Annotated in this window: 18 protein-coding genes and 1 pseudogene; 14 read left to right on the forward strand and 5 right to left on the reverse strand. The window is 69.0% G+C overall.

Annotated elements, in window-relative coordinates:
- Window positions 1-38 precede the first annotated feature (38 nt).
- A complete protein-coding gene (locus ACFYTQ_RS11080; RefSeq protein WP_387359321.1) occupies window positions 39-578 on the reverse strand; it encodes a hypothetical protein in 540 nt (179 codons plus the stop codon).
- A 234-nt stretch (window positions 579-812) separates the two neighbouring features.
- Window positions 813-1,046, reverse strand: a complete 234-nt coding sequence (locus tag ACFYTQ_RS11085; protein ID WP_387359323.1) for a hypothetical protein — start codon at window positions 1,044-1,046, stop codon at window positions 813-815.
- 129 nt (window positions 1,047-1,175) lie between these two features.
- On the opposite strand from ACFYTQ_RS11085, the gene ACFYTQ_RS11090 reads away from it, so the two are divergent.
- The 5 genes and pseudogenes from ACFYTQ_RS11090 (at window position 1,176) to ACFYTQ_RS11110 (ending at window position 5,320) form a co-directional block, all read left to right on the forward strand.
- On the forward strand, window positions 1,176-1,553 hold the full coding sequence (locus ACFYTQ_RS11090; RefSeq protein ID WP_387359325.1) for a hypothetical protein: 378 nt from the start codon (window positions 1,176-1,178) through the stop codon (window positions 1,551-1,553).
- 66 nt (window positions 1,554-1,619) lie between these two features.
- Window positions 1,620-2,399 (forward strand): annotated as a pseudogene (locus ACFYTQ_RS11095) (ABC transporter ATP-binding protein); the annotation flags it as partial.
- Window positions 2,400-2,605: 206 nt separating this feature from the next.
- Window positions 2,606-3,355: an ABC transporter permease gene (locus tag ACFYTQ_RS11100; RefSeq protein WP_387359326.1), complete on the forward strand. Its 750-nt coding sequence runs from the start codon at window positions 2,606-2,608 to the stop codon at window positions 3,353-3,355.
- Between the two features lie 47 nt (window positions 3,356-3,402).
- Window positions 3,403-4,140: an ABC transporter permease gene (locus tag ACFYTQ_RS11105; RefSeq protein ID WP_387360159.1), complete on the forward strand. Its 738-nt coding sequence runs from the start codon at window positions 3,403-3,405 to the stop codon at window positions 4,138-4,140.
- A gap of 79 nt (window positions 4,141-4,219) precedes the next feature.
- Complete coding sequence (locus ACFYTQ_RS11110) at window positions 4,220-5,320, forward strand: ABC transporter substrate-binding protein (protein WP_387359328.1); 1,101 nt, start codon at window positions 4,220-4,222, stop codon at window positions 5,318-5,320.
- A gap of 16 nt (window positions 5,321-5,336) precedes the next feature.
- Here the strand turns inward: ACFYTQ_RS11110 and ACFYTQ_RS11115 are convergent, their stop codons facing one another.
- Complete coding sequence (locus ACFYTQ_RS11115) at window positions 5,337-6,320, reverse strand: XdhC family protein (protein ID WP_387359330.1); 984 nt, start codon at window positions 6,318-6,320, stop codon at window positions 5,337-5,339.
- Between the two features lie 15 nt (window positions 6,321-6,335).
- Window positions 6,336-6,950: an NTP transferase domain-containing protein gene (locus ACFYTQ_RS11120; RefSeq protein WP_387359332.1), complete on the reverse strand. Its 615-nt coding sequence runs from the start codon at window positions 6,948-6,950 to the stop codon at window positions 6,336-6,338.
- A 78-nt stretch (window positions 6,951-7,028) separates the two neighbouring features.
- On the opposite strand from ACFYTQ_RS11120, the gene uraD reads away from it, so the two are divergent.
- From uraD to ACFYTQ_RS11140, 4 genes are all read left to right on the forward strand, one after another.
- Window positions 7,029-7,544, forward strand: coding sequence for a 2-oxo-4-hydroxy-4-carboxy-5-ureidoimidazoline decarboxylase (gene uraD, locus ACFYTQ_RS11125; RefSeq protein WP_387359334.1), 516 nt, complete (start codon window positions 7,029-7,031; stop codon window positions 7,542-7,544).
- Window positions 7,541-7,861: a hydroxyisourate hydrolase gene (gene uraH / locus ACFYTQ_RS11130; RefSeq protein WP_387359336.1), complete on the forward strand. Its 321-nt coding sequence runs from the start codon at window positions 7,541-7,543 to the stop codon at window positions 7,859-7,861. Before uraD ends, uraH begins: the two co-directional genes overlap by 4 nt.
- Window positions 7,862-7,933: 72 nt before the next feature.
- Window positions 7,934-8,746 carry an FAD binding domain-containing protein gene (locus tag ACFYTQ_RS11135; RefSeq protein ID WP_387359338.1) on the forward strand — a complete coding sequence of 271 codons (813 nt, stop codon included), beginning with the start codon at window positions 7,934-7,936 and terminating at the stop codon, window positions 8,744-8,746.
- Complete coding sequence (locus ACFYTQ_RS11140) at window positions 8,743-11,442, forward strand: molybdopterin-dependent oxidoreductase (protein ID WP_387359340.1); 2,700 nt, start codon at window positions 8,743-8,745, stop codon at window positions 11,440-11,442. Before ACFYTQ_RS11135 ends, ACFYTQ_RS11140 begins: the two co-directional genes overlap by 4 nt.
- Here the strand turns inward: ACFYTQ_RS11140 and ACFYTQ_RS11145 are convergent.
- Window positions 11,364-12,500: a lipase family protein gene (locus tag ACFYTQ_RS11145; RefSeq protein ID WP_387359342.1), complete on the reverse strand. Its 1,137-nt coding sequence runs from the start codon at window positions 12,498-12,500 to the stop codon at window positions 11,364-11,366. The genes ACFYTQ_RS11140 and ACFYTQ_RS11145 overlap by 79 nt on opposite strands.
- Before the next feature lie 408 nt (window positions 12,501-12,908).
- Here ACFYTQ_RS11145 and aceA point away from each other — a divergent pair, with 408 nt between their 5' ends.
- The 5 genes from aceA to ACFYTQ_RS11170 all read left to right on the forward strand — a co-directional run bounded on the left by aceA (window position 12,909) and on the right by ACFYTQ_RS11170 (window position 20,057).
- Window positions 12,909-14,195, forward strand: coding sequence for an isocitrate lyase (aceA, locus tag ACFYTQ_RS11150; RefSeq protein ID WP_387359344.1), 1,287 nt, complete (start codon window positions 12,909-12,911; stop codon window positions 14,193-14,195).
- Between the two features lie 279 nt (window positions 14,196-14,474).
- Window positions 14,475-15,344, forward strand: coding sequence for a 3-hydroxybutyryl-CoA dehydrogenase (locus ACFYTQ_RS11155; RefSeq protein ID WP_387359346.1), 870 nt, complete (start codon window positions 14,475-14,477; stop codon window positions 15,342-15,344).
- Between the two features lie 221 nt (window positions 15,345-15,565).
- The gene (metE, locus tag ACFYTQ_RS11160) at window positions 15,566-17,869 is read left to right on the forward strand and encodes a 5-methyltetrahydropteroyltriglutamate--homocysteine S-methyltransferase (RefSeq protein ID WP_387359348.1); all 2,304 of its coding nucleotides are present in this window, start codon (window positions 15,566-15,568) and stop codon (window positions 17,867-17,869) included.
- Window positions 17,870-18,017: 148 nt separating this feature from the next.
- Window positions 18,018-18,887, forward strand: coding sequence for an esterase/lipase family protein (locus ACFYTQ_RS11165; protein ID WP_387359350.1), 870 nt, complete (start codon window positions 18,018-18,020; stop codon window positions 18,885-18,887).
- A gap of 84 nt (window positions 18,888-18,971) precedes the next feature.
- Window positions 18,972-20,057 (forward strand): epoxide hydrolase family protein, encoded by a 1,086-nt coding sequence (locus ACFYTQ_RS11170; RefSeq protein WP_387359352.1) that lies wholly within the window; start codon window positions 18,972-18,974, stop codon window positions 20,055-20,057.
- The last annotated feature ends 7 nt before the right edge of the window (window positions 20,058-20,064 follow it).

Below are 20,064 nucleotides of genomic sequence, written 5' to 3' on the forward strand. Positions count from 1 at the left end.
ACCATAACCGGCCCTCTCTGATTGCGGGTCACCAGACCCTAGTCGTCGGGGTTGATGTGCTGGCAGCGTCCACCCGGAAACGCGGTGACGACGCGACCATCAGGGGCCACGATCACCGTCGGCTCCACGGTCTTCGCGATCTGACCGGTGGCCTTGTTGACCAGGTAGATCTGGCCCGAGTAGCACCAGGTTCCGTTGGGGCCCTGACCGCTGACATCGGGTTGATCCAACGACTTCGCGATGGCCATATCGACCACCTGACGCCAGTTCACACCCTCGATGTCAGCCAGATTCGACCACTCCGGATTGTCGTAGACGTGGCGCTTATAGATGTGCCAGTATCCCCATCTTTCATTGCCGCACTTGAGAACCGCGTGGTTGGCGGTCTCGTTGTAATCCCGTACGACCTTGTCGGAATGGCTGTCGGCGGCAACTGCCGGGCAGGCCCCCCACGTCCTGGCCTGGTCAGGGCTCTTGGGATAGTCGGCCTGGGCCGGACCGGCGACGAGTCCCGCGAACGCGAGACCGGCGATCAGAGCGGAAGCTGGTCTGATCGCCGCCATTACCAATGCTTTCATTGCCATTCCTGTCGTTCGACAGGGGAAGCTGTTCAACTGCAACGGATCCCCCCGTACTGCTACCTACAGTGGCTTTGACGCCTCTGAAGGCTCCCTGGTTCCACCGGGCCTGACGAGGTTCACCCCACGACCACGAACCCAGCCGCACCCCTTATTCGGATCCGCACCCGTTTCGGGGGTCTACAAGGGGTGCGAATCCGAATAAAGGGTGCGGCTGGGTTCGTGTACCTGGGGTCAGGTGAAGATGATGCTGGCGACGTGGGTGGGGTGGGACTGGTGGCCTGGAGGAAGGGGATAGGCGGCGCCCTCGCCGTCTTCTTCCGGGTGGAGCCAGGCTGTGGTGTCGGTGTTGTTCGTGAGGGGCGTGTTGGGCCAGAGTTGCACGTTGTAGGCGATGGTGTCGACTGGGTTGGTGAGGGTTTGGGGGGTGCCTTCGGTGTCGATGTAGGTGAACGTGCCTCGTGCCATTCTTGCTCCCTTCGGGATGGATTATCCCATGTCAGGGGTGGTTTTTGAGGGGGTGGGTGGGGGTCGGTGGGGAACTGTGACGGCGTGGTGGCGGGGTTGTTATCCGACCGGGCGGTACAGTTCGGGGTGATGTCCGAAGGTGAGGTCGGGGCTCAGCGGATGCCGGGGCCGGTGCGCGTGGCGCAGCTGGTGGCTTTGGGGATGGCTGGGATGGGGATCGTGTGTACGGCGTCGGCGGGGTGGTTGCTCGGGGGGAGGCTGGCGTTGGTGACGGGGCTCGCGTTCGTGCCCGCGTGGTTGCTGGGTGGGTTGGCGTTGGCGTTCGGGGCGGAGGGGGACAGCATTCGGGTGGCGGCGATTCTGCTGTCGGGGCTGAACATGTTGTGGACGATTCCGTCGATCACCGCAGGTCATCCGCCGGGGTGGCTGGGGCCCGCGGCCTCGTTGGTGATGATCGTGCTGCTGTTTCGGCGGTCGAGTCGGCGGTGGTTCGAACCGGGGTGGTAACGCGGCCGAAATATGGTGGGCCGTTTCGCAATACCCGTGCAACCGGGTGCTCCTAGGGTGACCGATATGAGCAGTACTGAGGCCGCGGCGACCGGGATCCACATCAGCGGGCTCGCCAAGTCGTTCCGGGTCGGGCGGCGGACCGTGCGGGCGCTGGACTCGGTGGATCTGCACACCGAGCAGGGGGAGTTCCTGTCGCTGTTGGGGCCGTCGGGGTGCGGGAAGTCGACGGTGTTGCGCATTCTGGCGGGGCTCGAGACGCCGACGGCGGGGACCGCGCGCATCGATGGGGCGACCCCGGCGGAGTTGCGGCGGCGGCACGCGTTCGGCATCGCCTTCCAGGATTCGGCGCTGTTGCCCTGGCGGAGTGTGGAATCCAATATCCGGCTGCCCTTGCAGGTCGCGGGGCTGAAGGCCGAGCCCGGGCTGATCGCGGACCTGATCTCCCTCGTCGGGCTCGAGGGATTCGAGAAGGCCAAACCCGCCCAGCTGAGCGGCGGTATGCGACAACGGGTTTCGATCGCCCGCGCGCTGGTGGTCAAGCCGACCGTGCTGCTGCTGGACGAACCGTTCGGCGCCCTCGACGACATGACCCGGCAGCGCCTCAATCTGGAGCTGCTGCGCATCTGGACCGAGAAGCCCGCCACCACGCTCATGGTCACCCACGGCATCGCCGAGGCGGTCTTCCTCTCCGATGTCGTGGCCGTGATGAGCCCGCGCCCCGGCCGGGTGGTCGAGATGGTGAAGATCGACCTCCCCCGCCCCCGCACCCCGGAGATGATGCGCTCCCCGGAGTTCCACCGGCTGCACGACTACCTCTCGGAACTGCTGTTCGGCCGCGGTGGCAGCGGCGGCATCGAGGGCGAAGCCGAGCTGTTGGAGCACGGCGGCGGCAGCAACGCGAGGGCCGCGGAGCCGACCGGGCGCGGCAGTGCGGGGGAGGCGGAATCGTTGGGAGACAGCGGTAACGGCGGCGATGAGGGGGAGGCGGAGTCGCGGGGTCGCGGCGACGGCGAGCTGGCGGGGCGGAGCGGCGAAGCGGGGGTGGAGCGATGAAACGGTTGGTCGGAGCGCTGGGGATTCTGGCGCTGATCGTGTTGTGGTGGGTGCTGGCGGAATTGAGAGTCGCGGGTGGAACCATTCCGGGGCCGTGGACGGTCGTGCACACCATGTACACCGACGGCTGGGCGCTGTACGGGCCCAATTTCCGGATCACCGCGTGGGGGGCGATCAAGGGGTTCGTCTGGGGTAACGGGCTGGCTATCGCGTTGGCCCTACTGGTGATGTTGGTGCCGCCCATCGAATCGCTGGCGACGCAGTTGGCGATTCTGAGTTATTGCACGCCGTTGCTCGCGTTGGGGCCGATCATCCTGGTGGTGTTCGGGGGGCGCACGCCCACGGTGTTTCTCGCGGCGATGTACTGCTTCTTCACCACGATGGTGGGGACGGTCGCGGGGTTGCGGTCGGCGGATCGGACGAGCCTGGATCTGGTGCGGGCCTACGGGGGTGGGCGGTGGCAGCGGTTGTGGCGGGTGCAGGTGGTGGCCGCGGTGCCGAATACGTTGGCGGCGTTGAAGATCGCGGCGCCGTCGGCGGTGCTCGGGGCGATCATCGGGGAGTATCTCGGCGGGGTGGACAGCGGTATCGGGGTGGCGCTGACGGCGGCGCAGACCTCCTACAACGTGCCGCGCACCTGGGGGATGGCGTTGGCGGCGGCGGCGCTGGCGGGGCTCGGCTACGCCGTCGTGGCGCTGGTGGCGCGGTTGGTGGCGCCGTGGACGGGGCAGGGGGCGCGGTCGTGAACGCACTGCGGCGGATCGGGAAATTCCTTTTCACCCTTGCGATTTCGATGGTCCTCATGGTCGTCATCTGGTACGCGTTCCTCGCGGCCTTCCCGCAGGTGGGTCCGCGGGTCGGGAAGACGCCCACCGATGTGTGGACCTATCTGTCCGGCAGCGACAGCGCGCGGACCGCGATCGTGTCGGATCTGCAGATCACCCTGCGCGACGCGGCGATCGGATTCGGGGTGGGGATGCTGGCCGCGCTGGTCATGGCGGCGCTGTTCGTGACGCTGCCCGCGGTCGAGCAGTCGTTCCTGCCGGTGGCGATGCTGCTGCGGTCGGTGCCGCTGGTCGCGTTGACGCCGATCATCGTGCTGGTGTTCGGACGCGGGCTGGTCGGGGTGACGGTGCTGGCCGCGATCGTGGTGTTCTTCCCGGCGCTGGTGATGATCTCGACCGGGCTGCGGTCGGCGTCGGCGCAGGCGATGGAACTCGTTGCGGCCTACGGCGGTTCGCGATGGACGCGACTGCGCCTGGTGGCGGTTCCGGCGGCGCTGCCGTCGGTGTTCGCCGCCGCCCGGATCTCGGTGCCGGGCGCGCTCATCGGGGCGCTGCTGGGCGAGTGGCTGGGCAGCGGAACGGGGTTGGGCGCCAGCCTGATCCGCGCGATCCCCACCTTCCAGTACAACAAGCTGTGGGCCTCGATCGCCGTGGTCACGGTGGTGTCGGTGCTGCTGTACGCGATCGTGGGCGTGGTCGAGAACGTGGTGCTGGCCCGGTTCGGACCCGATGCCGGGCGCGGCTGAGCGGCGAAGTTAACCTGTCGCACACATTCGATCCGGCGAAAGCAAAGAAAACGCAATCGAGACGCCCTAGATTTCCGACATGACTCGCGTGACAGGCCCCTCGTCGGCCCGGAAGCCTTCCCTGGACCGACGGTCCTTCCTTCGTTACTCGGCGCTGTCGGGGCTCGTGCTCGGCGGGGCGGGCGTGCTCGCGGCCTGCGGCAAGGACTCGTCCTCGGGGAACGCCAACGGCTCCACGCCCGACGGCTCCAAATACGGCACGGTCGCCGTGCAACTGTCCTGGCTGAAGAACATCGAATTCGCGGGCGAGTACTTCGCCGACAGCAAGGGCTACTTCCGCGACGCCGGATTCGGGCATGTGAACCTCGTGGCGGGCGGCGCGGCCAGCACCTCGGTGGAGGCCGGGCTCGACACCGGCAAGATCTGGCTGGGCATGTCCGCGCCGCAGACCACCGCGCCCGCGGTGCTGGGCGGCCTGCCCGCGAAGATCATCGGCACCACCTATCAGAAGAACCCGTTCTGCATCGTCAGCTCCGCCGCCAAACCGATCACCTCCCCGATCGAGATGCGCGGCCGCAAGATCGGCGTGCAGGACACCAATCAGCTCATCTTCGAGGCGCTGCTGACGGCGAACAATATGACGCCCAAGGACGTTCAGATCGTGCCCGCGCAGTTCGATCCCACCCCGCTGGCCAACGGCGAGGTCGACGGCTGGGTCAGCTATGTGACGAACGAGCCGATCACCCTGGCGGCCAAGGGCTTTCAGACCGCGCACTTCCTGTTCGCCGACTACGGCCTGCCGCTGACCGCCGAGACGCTGACCGTGCGGCAGCAGACCATCGACTCCGAGCGCGACAAGCTGAAGGCGTTCCTGGCCGCGGAGATCAAGGGCTGGAAGGACGCGGTCGCGAATCCGGCCGAGGGCGCGCGGCTCGCGGTCGAGGTCTACGGCAAGGACCAGCGTCTGGATCTGGCCGAGCAGACCCAGGAGGCGAAGGCGCAGAACGATCTGGTGGTCTCCGACGACACCAAGGCCAACGGGCTGTTCCTGATGAGCGACAAGCTCATCGCCCAGAACATCGAGGCGCTCGGCAAGGCCAAGATCGCCATCAAGGCCGAGCAACTGTTCGACATGTCGGTGCTCAAGGAACTGTTCGCCGCGCAGCCGGAGCTGAAATAGGCTCCGCCGCAACGGCTTACGAGACGGGTACGGCCGCGCGCGCCCGGGCCCGCGCCGCGACGAGTTCGGCGGCGACGGCGACGGCGGTCTCCATCGGCGTGCGCGCCCCGATGTCGAGTCCGGCGGGGGCGTGCAGGCGGGCCAGGGTGGCCTCGTCGAAACCGCCCGCCTGCAACGCCTCCACCCGGTTGGCGTGCGCGCCGCGCGAGCCCAGCGCGCCGAGGTAGCCGAACTCCGGTAGTCGCAGCGCGACCGTCAGCAGCGGGATCTCGAACTTCGGATCCTGCGACACCACGACCAGGGCCGTGTCCGCGGTGATCTCGCCCGCGGCGGCCTGGGCGTTGAGGTAGCGGTGCGGCCAGTCCACCACCACCTCCGCGCCGGGGAAGGTCGCGGTGGCGGCGAAGGTCTCGCGGGCGTCGCAGACGGTGACGCGGTAACCGAGCAACCGGCCCTGCACGGCGAGGGCGGCCCCGAAGGGGTTGGCGCCGAAGATGATCAGCCGCGGCGGCGCGGTGTAGGAGGACACGAAGATGTCCGACTCCGGCAGCGACACCATCTCGGTGTTGTGGCGGCGGTCGGTGACCAGATGCTGGCCGATCACCTCCGGGTCCGCGTGCCACACCACGGTGAACACCGTGACCGGTTTGTAGGCGGCGATATCGGCTGCGACGGAGGCGAATTCGGGAAAGTGGCCGCGCGAGAACGGTTCCACGAACACGTCCATGGTGCCGCAGTCGGCGCTCACCTCGAGTCCGGTCTGCGCGTCGAAGCGGCGCAGTTCGCGGCGGCCGGTGCGGGCGGCGTCGAGCGCGGCCTCGTAGACGGCCTTCTCGTAGCAGCCGTCGGACACCGAACCGTGCACCCCGCCGTCGGGGTCCACCAGCATCATCGAACCCACCGGCAGCGGCGAGGGTCCGAAGGTGCGCACCAAGGTCGCCAGGCCCCCCGTCCGGCCACTGTTCCACACCCGCAAGAGGTCATCGACGATGTCGCGCATCACACTGCTCCCGGCTCAGCGTGCGGGGGTGGGCGGGTAGTCGTGGTCTCGACCCGTCGCCAAATCGTCGCACGTGACGGCCACGATATCGCCTCTTTCGGACAGAAAGGAGCGAGCGCCCGAATTTCCTTGCGCAGTTTCCACGACCGCTGCCCAATGTTCATGAGATAGCACAACCGGATGGCCGGGTTGGTTGTGAAATACCGCGCGCGCCAAGCCCGTTGGCGCGTCGCGAGCCGCCGCGAGCACCCGCGCGACGACGTCGGCGCCCACGTCCGGGGTATCGATCGGGAGCACGGCGACGCGGTCCACCGGCGCGCCCGCGAGGGCCCGCAGACCGGTGCGCAGCGAGGCGCCGACGCCGACCGCCCAGTCGGCGGCCCAGACCGCTTGCGCGCCCGCCGGAATCGCGATCCGGGGCGCGGCGCAGACCAGCAGCTCGCCGGAGTCGGCGCGCCGCGCGGGGCCGGTCGCGCCGAGCACCACCAGCACCGGATCGCAGCCGCCGCCGCGCAGTGCCGCGACCGCCCCGCGCAACCAGGCCCCGTTCTCGGCCAGCACCTTCGGGCGGCCGTAGCGGGTGCCGGCGCCCGCGGCGAGCAGCAGGCCCGCGCAGCGTCCGTCGTCCATGGCCGCGAGGGTAGCCCGCGGTGGTGATCTTCGCCGTCCGACTGGCATCCGGGCAGCGGGTCGTCGATGCTGGGGACGGTGACCACCGATCCGATCGATCTGAGCGCGTTCGACGCGCTGCCCGACTCCGAGGCCGTCGCGCTGCTGCTGAGTTGCTGCACGTCACCGGCCTGGGCGCGGGAGGTGGCGGCGGGTCGGCCGTACACCACGATCGAGGAGGTGCTCGCGGCGGCGGACCGGGCGCTCGCGGGCGTCTCGGAGGAGGAACTGGATCGGGCGCTGGCCGGGCATCCGCGCATCGGCGCGACCACCTCGCATCCGTCCTCGGCGCGCGAGCAGGCCGCCGTCGCGAGCGCGGGCGACGAGGTGCGCGCGGCGCTGGCCGCGTGGAATCGGGAGTACGAGGCCCGCTTCGGGCACGTCTATCTCGTGCGCGCGGCGGGCCGTTCGGCCGGGGAACTGCTCGATATCCTCATGAAACGCCTGCACAACGATCCGCGCACCGAACGCGCGGTGGTGCGACGCGAACTGGCCGAGATCAATCGAATCCGGTTGCGGCGGTTGCTGCGCGATCCCGCGGAGGAGGCCCGATGACCACGCTGAGCACGCATGTTCTGGACGCGGTGCGCGGGGCGCCCGCGGCGGGGATCGCGGTCACGCTGTTCGCCGCGGACGGGACGGCGCTGGGCGCGGCGACCACCGACGCCGACGGTCGCGTCGGGGATCTGGGCGCGACCCTGCCCGCGGGCACGTATCGGCTGCGGTTCGATACCGCGGCCTATTTCGCGGCGCGCGGGCAGGAGACGTTCTATCCCGAGGTGACCATCGCGTTCGGCGTCGGCGCGAGCGGGCATTATCACGTTCCGCTGCTGTTGTCGCCGTTCGCGTACTCGACCTATCGCGGCAGCTGAAATAGCGTCGACATCTGCGCGCAATCCCGAACTCCTAGCCTGGAAACGGCTCCGGGTGAAAGCAGGTGTGGCGTGGATCTGGATACGATTCGGGAATTGGTGGTGGCCCGGGATCGAAATGATCTGCGGGAGCTGACCGAGCGCACCGCGGTGCTCGCGGGCGGAACGTGGCTGTTCTCGGAACCGCAGGAGGGGCTCGAGCGGCTCGTCGACATAACCGCGTTGGGCTGGCCCGCGCTGGTCCCGGGCGACGCGGGGCTGGAGATCGCGGCGACCTGCACGCTGGCCGAATTCGAGGCGGCGGTGCGGGCGGAGTGGCCCGCGACCGCGGTGTTCCCGTGGGCGTGCCGGGCACTGCTGGCCTCGCACAAGATTCGGCGGACGGCGACGGTCGGCGGAAATGCCTGTCTCGCATTGCCCGCCGGGGCGGTGCTCGCGGCGCTCGTCGCGATGGACGCCACGGTATTGATCTGGGGCGCGGTGGAACGGGAAATGCCGGTGCGCGAATTCGTGCTCGGTCCCGGGAAAACCGTGCTGCGTTCCGGAGAGGTCGTGCGTTCCTTTCACATCGATGTTTCGAAATTGACCTCGCACACGGCATTTCGCAAGATCGCCCGGGCGCCGCTGGGGCGCTCCGGATCGGTGGTCATCGGTCGGCTCGACGGCGACGGGCGGTGCGCGGTGACGGTCAGCGCGGCGACGGTACGACCGGTGGTGCTCGAATTCGCGGCGCTGCCCGGGGCGGACGAATTCACCACGGCCGTCGCGGGTCTCGACGCGGAGGTGTGGTTCGACGATCCGCACGGCAGCCCGGCCTGGCGGCGGCACGTCTCGGCGGTGCTGGGGTGCGAGGTGCTGGCGGAACTGCGGGAGGTGGGCCGGTGAAGTTCGAGGTGGACGGCGTCGCGATCGAGATCCGGCCCCGGCCCGGTCAGTGCCTGCGGACGCTGCTGCGCGAGCACGGGCGGTTCGCGGTCAAGAAGGGCTGCGATTCGGGGGACTGCGGCGCCTGCACGGTGCTCGTGGACGGGCAGGCCGTGCACTCGTGTGTCTTTCCCGCACACCGGGTTTCGGGCCGTTCGGTCACCACGGCCGCGGGGCTCGGCACCGCCGACGATCCGCATCCGGTGCAGCGGCGGTTCGTCACCGCGGGCGGGTTCCAGTGCGGGTTCTGTACGGCCGGAATGGTGGTCACGGCGTGCGATCGCGGCGCGAAACCCGAGGAGCTGCCGGAACTGTTGAAGGGAAATCTGTGCCGCTGCACCGGATATCGAGCGATCGGGGAGGCACTCACCGACAGCGTGTCGGAGCCGGCGACCGTCACCCCGGTCGGGATGCGGGTGGTCACCGGGACCGAGCCGTTCACCATGGATTTCGCGCCGTCCGAGGGTGACGCGGCGCCGCCGTCGGCGCCGCTGCATCTCGCGGTGCTGACCAGTCCGCACCCGCACGCCCGGATCGTCTCGATCGATACCGCCGCGGCCGAGGCGATTCCGGGGGTGCGGGCGGTGCTGACCCACGCCGACAGCCCCGACGTGGCCTACTCCACCGCCCGGCACGAGCAGCGCACGGACGATCCCGACGACACCGTGGTGCTCGATCGCATTGTGCGGTTCGCCGGACAACGGGTGGCGGCCGTGGTCGCCGATTCGCTCGAGGCCGCGCGGGCGGGATGCCGGGCGCTGCGGGTGGAGTACCGGCCGCTGCCCGCGGTCTTCGAGCCGGCCGCCGCGCTCGCGCCGGACGCGCCGAAACTGCATGGGGACAAACCGGATTCGGCGCGCATCGCGGATCGGGAGCGCAATGTGGTGGCGGAGGTGCACGGGCGGTTCGGCGATGTGGACGCCGGGATCGCGGCCGCCGCCGCGGTGGTGCACGGGGTGTGGCACACGCCGCGGGCGCAGCACGTACATCTGGAGACGCACGGCAGCGTGGGGTGGCTCGACGCGAGCGGTCGGCTGGTGATCCGCACCAGCACGCAGGTGCCGTTCCTGGTTCGGGACGAACTGTGTCACCTCTTCGGGCTGCCGCGCGAACGGGTCCGTGTTCTCGCCGCGCGGGTGGGCGGCGGTTTCGGGGCGAAACAGGAGATGCTTTCGGAAGACCTTGTGGCCTTGGCGGTCCTGCGCACCGGTCGGCCGGTGGCCTACGAGTTCACCCGCTCCGACGAGTTCACCTCCGCGACCTGCCGTCATCCCATGCGGATCGAGGTGACCGCCGCGGCGGACGCGTCGGGTCGGCTCACGGCCCTGGCGGTCGACGTGCTCGCCGACGCGGGGGCGTACGGAAACCACAGCGGCGGTGTCCTGTTCCACGGGGTGAACGAGTCGGTGGCGCTGTACCGCTGCCCGAACAAGCGGGTCGACGGGCGGGCGGTGTACACCAACAATGTGCCCTCGGGGGCGTTCCGCGGCTACGGCCTCGGGCAGGTCGGCTTCGGTATCGAATCGGCGCTCGATGAGTTGGCACGGCGAATCGGGTTGAGTCCCTTCGAGTTTCGACGCCGCAACGTGATCGTTCCCGGGGACGCGCTGATCGGCGGGCCCTGCGTCGAGGACGACGATCTGGAGATCGGCAGCTATGGCCTGGACCAGTGCCTGGATCTCGCCGAACGGGCGCTGGCCCGCGACCGCGGCCGCGACCGTCCGGAGGCGGGCTGGCGGATCGGGGAGGGGATGGCCGCCGCCATGATCGCCACCGTTCCGCCGCGCGGACATCACGCCACGGCCGAGGCGGAGCTGCTGGTCGACGGGTCGTTCGAAATCCGGGTGGGCACAGCCGAATTCGGCAACGGGACCACCACCGTCCATGCCCGGCTCGCGGCGGCCGCGTTGGGGGTGGAGCCGACCCGGATCCGCGTCCGGCACGCCGATACCGATCTCGTCGGGCACGACACCGGTGCGTTCGGTTCGACCGGGATCGTGGTGGCGGGCCGGGTCGTGTACTTGGCCTGCGTCCGGTTGCGGGAGCTGATCGACGGCCGCGCCGGGGTCCTGGGTACTACCGACACGCGAAAGCTGTTGTCGGCCGGGCCGTTACGCGCGAGCGCCGACTACGACGGCGGGCAGCGGTCGGTCGCCTTCGATGTGCAGGCGTTCCGGGTCGCGGTGCATCCCGAGACCGGGCGGGTGCGGGTGCTGCGCTCGGTGCACGCCGCCGACGCCGGAACCGTCCTCGACGAACGGCAGTGCCGCGGGCAGGTGGAGGGCGGGGTGGCGCAGGCCCTCGGCGGCGCGCTGTACGAGGACATGCGCGTGGAGAACGGCGTGGTGGTCACGAGAACGCTGCGGCACTACCACATTCCGCGCTACTCCGATGTGCCGCGCACCGAGGTGTACTTCGCCGATACCGCCGACGCGTTCGGGCCGCTGGGCGCCAAGTCGATGAGCGAATCGCCCTACAATCCGGTCGCTCCCGCCCTGGCCAACGCCGTGCGCGACGCCGTCGGCGTGCGGCCGTACGCGTTGCCGCTCACGGCCGACCGCCTCTGGGCACTGTTGCGTCAGGCGAACAGCGCGCGCACGAACGGCACCGAATCGGCCAGCGAGCCGTTCACCGCGCCGTTGTGGTCCGTCGGGTAGGTGCGGACGGTGACCGGTTCGCGGTTGGCCTGGAGGGTGGCCGCGAACCGCAGCGTCTCCGGGGTGACCGTATCGGTGTCGAACAGGCCCTGGCCCAGGAACAGCGGCCGGTCGTAGCCCGTTTCGGGGAGGCCCAGGTAGCGGTACAGCAGCCCGTGCATATCGGGGACCTCGGTCAGCGGGCGGGCCATCAGCGTGCCGAGCACGACATTGTTCGCGACCATCTCCGCGCCCAGCGGTTCCACGCACTCGTGCCGGGCCCGCTCCACCCAGTAGCGGCCCGCGTCGGTCAGGAACGAGTCGACGTTCAGTTCGGGGTAGCTCGCGGCCAGGCCGTTGAGGAAGTACACCGTGTAGGCGCTGAGGTTGGGGGACAGGCGAACCGGCGGAACGCCCGGGCCCAGGGCCGCGAGCACGTCCTCGATGTAGGCGGGGGTGCCGGTGGCCACCGCGCCGCGGTAGTCCAGCTCCGGGCCGCCGAATTCGGTGGCGCGGCGGGCGGTGGCGACGGCCGCGCCGCCGCCCTGGGACTGGCCGATGACCACCCACTTGTTCGACAGCGTCGGGTAGTGGTCCTTCGCGGCGCGCACCGCGTCCACGATGTTGTGCGCCTCGACGGTGCCGTTCAGATACGGATGCTCGCCCGGTGTGCCGAGTCCGGCGTAGTCGGCGGCCACGATGGCGTAGCCCTGCCGCAGCCAGGTGCCGAGGTAGTTCCAGTCGCGGTTCACCGCGGCGGGTCCGGCCACGCTGTAGGCGCAGTCGGCGCTCAGGCCGACGGTGCCGTGCGCCCACGCGACGATCGGCCAGCCGCCCGCGGGCGGTTCGCCGGGTGGGAAGTAGACCGCGGCGCTGGCGACCGTCGGCCGGTCGCCGACCGTGGTGGTCGAGTACAGGATGCGTTCGGCGTCCGCGGAACCCGGGAGGGTCGCCGCGGGTGCGAGCGGTTCGGTCCGTTGTACCGCCCCGACCGGGGGTTCGGCCCGGGCGGCCGAGACGTCGAACAGGCTCGCCGCGGCGGCGAACGTCAGCGCGACGGCGATCCACACACTCCGCATGGTCTTCCTTTCCGGCTGGGTCCCCCGGGTACCGGACAGTCTGTCAGGAGCCGTTCGAGTGGTGTGGCACACAGCGCCGCGGCGCACCCGCGCTGTGAAAGTCGTCACATGCGGCGTGGCGTGTGATGCGGGGGCGTGAGTGGTAGTCGTCACTCAAACAGTACGAGCGTTACGCTAAACCGCAGGTCAGCCCTACGCGTGAGTAGATTTCGTCCGTGCTATTAACTCGCAAATTTTGCAGGATTAGCAGAGAAACGGACAAAGCTAGCGGAGATTCGCATTAGCAACAGGTAGACGGCACTTTTTGGTTGTGCCATCGTGTGAAAGTACACCCGATGGGCCTAGCAAGCCTGCAAATTGCCGCTCCAGCAGATGGGGCACCAGACGAACTGAGAAGTGGAGTCAGAGATGTCGAAGACCGGCACCCCGAGGACCGCTGCTGAAATCCAGAAGGACTGGGACACCAACCCTCGCTGGAAGGGCGTCTCCCGGAACTACACCGCCGAGCAGGTCGCCAAGCTGCAGGGCACCGTGGTCGAGGAGCAGACCCTCGCCCGCCGTGGCGCGGAGATCCTGTGGGAGCAGGTCAACAACGAGCCCTACATCAACGCCCTCGGCGCCCTCACGGGCAATATGGCCGTGCAGCAGGTGCGCGCCGGCCTGAAGGCCATCTACCTGTCCGGTTGGCAGGTCGCCGGTGACGCGAACCTCTCCGGCCACACCTACCCCGACCAGTCGCTGTACCCGGCCAACTCGGTTCCGGCCGTGGTCCGCCGAATCAACAACGCGCTGCTGCGCGCCGACGAGATCGCCAAGGTCGAGGGCGACAACTCGGTCGACAACTGGCTGGTGCCGATCGTCGCCGACGGCGAGGCCGGTTTCGGTGGCGCGCTGAACGTCTACGAGCTCCAGAAGGCCATGATCGCCGCCGGCGCCGCGGGCACCCACTGGGAGGACCAGCTGGCCTCGGAGAAGAAGTGTGGCCACCTGGGCGGCAAGGTCCTGATCCCGACCTCGCAGCACATCCGCACCCTGAACTCCGCGCGTCTGGCCGCCGACGTGGCCGACACCCCGACCGTGGTCATCGCGCGCACCGACGCCGAGGCCGCCACCCTGATCACCTCCGACGTCGACGAGCGCGATCAGCCGTTCATCACCGGTGAGCGGACCGCCGAGGGCTTCTACCACGTCAAGAACGGCATCGAGCCCTGCATCGCGCGGGCCAAGGCGTACGCGCCCTTCGCCGACCTGATCTGGATGGAGACCGGCACCCCGGACCTCGAGCTGGCCCGCAAGTTCGCCGAGTCGGTCAAGAGCGAGTTCCCCGACCAGCTGCTGGCCTACAACTGCTCGCCGTCCTTCAACTGGAAGAAGCACCTGGACGACGCGACCATCGCGAAGTTCCAGAAGGAGCTCGGCGCGATGGGCTTCAAGTTCCAGTTCATCACCCTGGCGGGCTTCCACGCGCTCAACTACTCGATGTTCGACCTGGCCTACGGCTACGCCCGCGAGGGTATGACCGCCTACGTCGACCTGCAGGAGCGCGAGTTCGCGGCCGAGGAGCGCGGCTACACCGCCACCAAGCACCAGCGCGAGGTGGGCGCCGGCTACTTCGACACCATCGCGACCACGGTCGACCCGAACACCTCGACCGCCGCGCTGAAGGGTTCCACCGAAGAGGGCCAGTTCCACTGAGGTGGCGTGAGAGTTCCACCGAAGTGGACCAGTTCCACCGAGGTGGCGCATGAGCCGGAGCCCGGTCCGCATCACCCGGGCTCCGGCCTTCCCGGGGCGTGAAAACGCCTCGGACACAAGCCAACAGCCGTCCACATAGGGCGCACATCGGCCCTTCCCGCTGAACAGCCCCGGCGGGAAGGGCATCCCTATAACGTTTCCCGTCGAGGGCGCGAGGTTCTACGAGAGCCGATACCGTCCCTACCGACAATCACCGACAGCAGACCACAGGAGCGGGACGTGAGCAGCGAGAAGATTCAACGCGTCGGTGTCATCGGCGCCGGACAGATGGGTGCCGGAATCGCGGAGGTGTGCGCGCGGGCGCACGTCGACGTGCTCGTGTTCGAGCAGACGCGGGAACTGGCCGCCGCCGGTCGCGCCCGCATCCTGCGGTCGCTGGATCGCGGCGTGTCCTCGGGCAAGATCACCGAGCGGGAGCGCGAGCAGGCCGCCTGGCGGCTGCGCTTCACCTCCGATCTCGGCGACTTCGCCGACCGCCAGCTGGTGGTCGAGGCGGTCGTGGAGAACGAGGAGGTCAAGACCTCGATCTTCGCCGAACTCGACAAGGTCGTCACCGATCCCGACGCCGTGCTGGCCTCCAACACCTCCTCCATCCCGATCATGAAGGTCGCCGTCTCCACCACCCAGCCCGAGCGGGTCGTGGGCATGCACTTCTTCAATCCGGTTCCGGTGCTGCCGCTGGTCGAGCTCGTGACCACGCTCAAGACCAGCGAGGCCGTCTCCAAGCGCGCCGAGGCGTTCGCCTCCGACGTGCTGGGCAAGCAGGTCGTGCGGTCGGCCGACCGCTCCGGCTTCGTCGTGAACGCGCTGCTGGTGCCGTACCTGCTGTCGGCCATCCGCATGGTCGAATCCGGCTTCGCCACCAAGGAGGACGTGGACAAGGCCATGGTGCTCGGCTGCGCTCACCCCATGGGCCCGCTGGCGCTCACCGATCTGGTCGGCCTCGACACGGTCAAGTCCATCGCCGACTCCATGTACGCGGAGTTCAAGGAGCCCTTGTACTCCGCGCCGCCGCTGCTGATGCGCATGGTCGAGGCCGGGTTGCTGGGGAAGAAGACCGGGGCCGGGTTCTACCAGTACGGGAAGTGATGTCGTCCCGCGGTCGCGGCCTGGGGGCCGCAACCGCGGGAACAAGGGGGGAGCGGGTTGGGTGCCGCAACCGCGGGAACATGGGGGAGCGGGTTGGGTGCCGTGAGGTGGGGAACAAGGGGAATGCGGCGTGGGAGCCGTAGGGCCGGGAAAGAAATGATGGGCCGGGCATAGGCTGCGAGGGATCGGGCCGAACCGGCGGCTCGGAAGGAGTTCCGCTCATGGTCAATGTCACCGACGGCTTCGGATCGAGCATCCTCGGGTATCCGCGGATCGGCCCGCACCGGGAACTCAAGCGCGCGCTGGACGGGTACTGGCACGGGAGCGTGTCCCGGGAGGAGCTGCTGCGGGTCGGGCGGGAGATCCAGGACAGTCAGTTCGCCGAGCTGCACGCGGCGGGGCTGACGCAGGTGCCGGGGAACACCTTCTCCTTCTACGATCACATCCTCGACAACGCGCTGCTGTTCGGCGCGGTCCCCAAGCGGTTCGAGCCGTATCGAGAAGGCTTGCACCCCTTGGACTTCTACTTCCTCATGGCTCGCGGCCGCCCGGATCTGCCGCCGCTCGAGCTGGTGCGCCTGTTCGGCACGAACTATCACTATCGGCAGCCGGAGCTGGACGCCGACACCGAGTTCTCGCTGCATCCCGAGGCGCTGCTGGAGGAATTCGATCGCGCCAAGGAGCGCGGCATCGAACTGCGCCCCGTCGTGCTCGGGCCGCTGTCGCTGCTGCTGCTGTCCAAGGCGGGGCAGGTGCCCGGCGAGGACGAATTCGATCGATTGTCGTTGCTGGACAAGCTGCTTCCGGTCTACGAGCAGTTGTTCGAGATCCTGGCCAAGCGCGGATCCACCTGTGTGCAACTCGACGAACCCTGCTTCACCAGCGAGCGCACGCCCGCGGAGCTGGCCGCGTTCGAGCTTGCGTACCAACGACTTTCGACCGCGCCGCTGCGCCCGCGCATCCTCGTCACGGGGCAGTACGGCGATTTCGGTGAGGCCGTGCGCATTCTGGCGCAGACCGCGGTGGAGGCGATCGGACTGGACCTGTCCAGCTACCGCATGCATCCCGAGGAACTGGCCGAGATCCCCGGCATCCGGCGCAAGCGCCTGTACGCGGGCGTCATCAGCGGAACCAATGTGTGGCGCGCGGATCGCTACGTCACGCTGACCTACCTCAACGAGCTGGCGAAGGTCTGCCCCGACCTGATCGTGTCCACCGGCACCACGCTGCTGCACGTGCCCTACGACCTGCTCGTCGAATACGACCTCGAGGGTCCGGTCGCCGACCGCCTCGCCTTCGCCAAACAGAAGGTGCTCGAGGTGGTCTCGCTGGCCAAGGCGCTCACCGAGGGCCCGTCGGAGAACTGGCGCAAGCGGCCCAGCGAGGTGCACTTCAAGCAGAAACACGCGGTGCGCCAACGGGTTTACGCGATCACGCCGGAGATGCGCGAGCGCGAACCGTACGAGGTGCGCCGAGAGGCCCAGCGGCAGAAGCTGAATCTGCCCGTGGTGCCCGCGACCACCCTCGGCTCCTTCCCGCAGACCGCGGGCGCCCGGCAGGCGCGCTACGACCTGGGCGAGGGCCGGCTGTCCTTCGACGACTACCGCAAGCGCATCGAGGCCGAGATCGAGGCGACCATCCGCCTGCAGGAGGACATCGGCCTGGACGTGCTGGTGCACGGCGAGCACGAGCGCAACGACATGGTGCAGTACTTCGCCGAACTCCTCGACGGCTTCGCCACCACCCACTTCGGCTGGGTGCAGGTGTACGGCTCGCGCTGCGTGCGCCCGCCGATCCTCTACGGCGACGTCGCGCGGCGCGAACCGATGACCGTCGACTGGATCACCTACGCGCAGTCGCTGACCGACAAACCGGTGAAAGGCATTGTCACCGGGCCGGTCACGATGGTCGCGCGCTCGTTCGTGCGGCAGGACCAGCCGCTGTACGAGACGGCCGATCAGGTGGCGCTGGCCATCCGCGACGAACTGGCCGATCTGGAGAAGGCCGGCGTCGCCATCATCCAGGTCGACGAGCCCGCCGTGCGCGAACTGCTGCCGTTGCGGCCCACCGGACGGCCGGAGTACCTGCGCTGGGCGGTCAACGCGTTCCGGTTGGCCACCTCGGGCGTGCGCCCGGAGACCCAGATCCACACTCACATCGCCTACTCCAGCCGCGCCGAAATCGTCCGTGCCATCGAGGAACTCGACGCCGACGTGACCGCGATCGTCGCGAGCCGCTCGATCGAATGGGTGCTCAAGGCGCTCGCCGAGGACGCCGAGGAGGGCCACGGCCTGTCCCACGGCGTCGGCCCGGGCGTCTACGAGAGCCGGTCGGCGCGCATCCCCGACATCGACGAACTCGACGCGGCCCTCACGGCAGCGGCGGCGGCCGTCACGCCGGAACGGTTGTGGGCCAATCCGGACGGCGGTTTGAAGACCCGGCACTACTGGCAGCTGGAACCGTCGCTGCGGAACATGGTCGCGGCGGCTCGGCGCGTGCGGCGCCGAGCGGAATCCGCGGACTAGATTCCACGACGTTCCCGGGCGCTGCCTGCGCGGTTTCGGGAGGGGTCGGGCCTAGCATCGGCTAACGAAGCGTTACTTCTCTTCGGTAGGGAAGGGACAGTCGATGCGGGCGCTGGCGGTTTACCTTGTCTCCCTCTGTTGCTGCACGGTGTTCGGGATCGGAGCGGCGGCGGCCGATCCGGTCGAGGCGATGGAACATCCGGCCGACGGAAGTTCCTCGCCGCCGGGGGCTAACGACTGGCAATGCGCGCCCGCGGCGGCGCATCCGGATCCGGTCGTCCTGGTGCACGGCACCTGGGACAACCAGAACGCCTGGGATGTGCTCGCGCCCGACCTGCGCGCGGCCGGGTACTGCGTCTACTCGCTCAACTACGGTCGCGACACCTCCAGCGTCTGGGGCGTGCGGCCCGGCGTGTACGGCACGGGCGATATGCGCGCGTCGGCCCGGGAACTCGCCGCGTTCGTGGAAAGGGTTCGGGCGGCGACGAATTCGGCCCGGGTCGATATCGTGGCGCATTCGCAGGGCGGTGTGGTCACGCGGCAGTATCTGCGCTTCGAGGGCGGTGCGGATCCGGCCGATCCGTCCCGCAACAAGGTCGGGGACGTGGTGATGATCGCGGCGACCAATCACGGCACCACCGCCCTGGACATGGGTCGGCTCGTGCATCTGGGCAGTTCCGACGGGCCCGCGGACCGCATGGTGGGCGCGGTGCTCGGCACGGCCGCGGCGCAACAGGTCGTCGGCAGCGAATTCCTGAAGCGGCTCAACGCGGGCGGGGACACCGAGGCCGGGATCCGCTACACCGTCATCGCGACTCGCGTGGACCAGGTCACCACGCCGCCGGAGTCGGCGTTCCTGCGGCCCGGTCCGGCGTCGCGGGTGGAAAACCTGTGGGTGCAGTCGTTCTGCCCGGCCGATACCTCCGGACACGGCTCGCTGCCCCGGTCGCCCACGGTCATCCGGCTGGTGAAGCACGCGCTCGATCCCGCGTTCGGGGATCTGACCTGCGCGGCGTGAAGGTCGAACTCGAGTATTGAAACGGAATGATCTGTTCTGTTAGAGTCTGAACAGAACGAAGCATTCCGTTTCAAGGAGATCGATATGACCGCCATCCGCCCCTTCCGCATCGAGATCCCCCAGGCCGATCTGGACGACCTCCGCGACCGCCTGGACCGCACCCGCTGGGCCGACCAGATCCCCGGTTCGGGAGACACCTACGGCGTCGGCGTCGATCGGGTCCGGCATCTGGTCGACCTGTGGCGCGACGGGTTCGACTGGCGGGCCGTGGAGGCGCGGCTGAACGCCTACCCGCAGTTCGTCACCGAGATCGACGGGCAGGACATCCACTTCCTGCATGTGCGCTCGCCGCGGGAGGACGCCTTCCCGCTCGTGCTGACCCACGGCTGGCCGGGCACGTTCGTGGAGTTCCTCGGCGTGATCGAACCGCTGACCCGGGCCGGATACCACCTGGTGATCCCGTCGGTGCCCGGCTACGCGTTCTCCGGGCCGACCCGGGAGGCGGGCTGGAACGACCAGCGGATCGCGCGGGCCTGGGCCGAGCTCATGGCGCGGCTCGGGTACGAGCGCTACGGCGCGGTCGGCAACGACGGCGGCGCGCAGATCTCCCCCGAACTCGGCCGGGTCGCCCCGGAACACGTTGTGGCCGTGCAGGTTTCGCAGGTGTACTCGTTCCCCTCGGGCGATCCGGCCGAACTGACCGACCTGACCGAGGACGAGCAGCGGTCGCTGGCGACGCTGGACTGGTTCGTGAAGAACAAGATGGGCTTCAACATTCTCCAGTCCCAGCAGCCGCAGACGCTCGCGCACGCGCTCATGGACTCCCCGGCGGGCCTGGTCGGCTGGAACGCGCAGCTGCTCGGACCCGATCTGGACGACGAGTTCGTGTTGACCAATATCGCCCTGCACTGGTTCTCCGGCAGCGCGGGCTCGGCGATCCGGCACTACTTCGAGAAGGCCGCCGCCGCGCGACCGACCGAACCGACCACGGTTCCGCTGTCCCTGGTCGGATCGAACGGCGACTTCCACGGCATCCGGCGCTTCGCCGAGCGCGATCACGCGAACATCGTCGAGTGGAAGACCCACGACGTGTTCACCCACTATCTGCACCACGCCGCGCCGGAGCTGATGGCGACCGAGATCGCCGAATTCTTCGCCGGATACCGGTGATTCGGGC

Origin of the sequence: Nocardia sp. NPDC004068 (genome assembly GCF_042874315.1) — a bacterium.
GTDB lineage: Bacteria > Actinomycetota > Actinomycetes > Mycobacteriales > Mycobacteriaceae > Nocardia.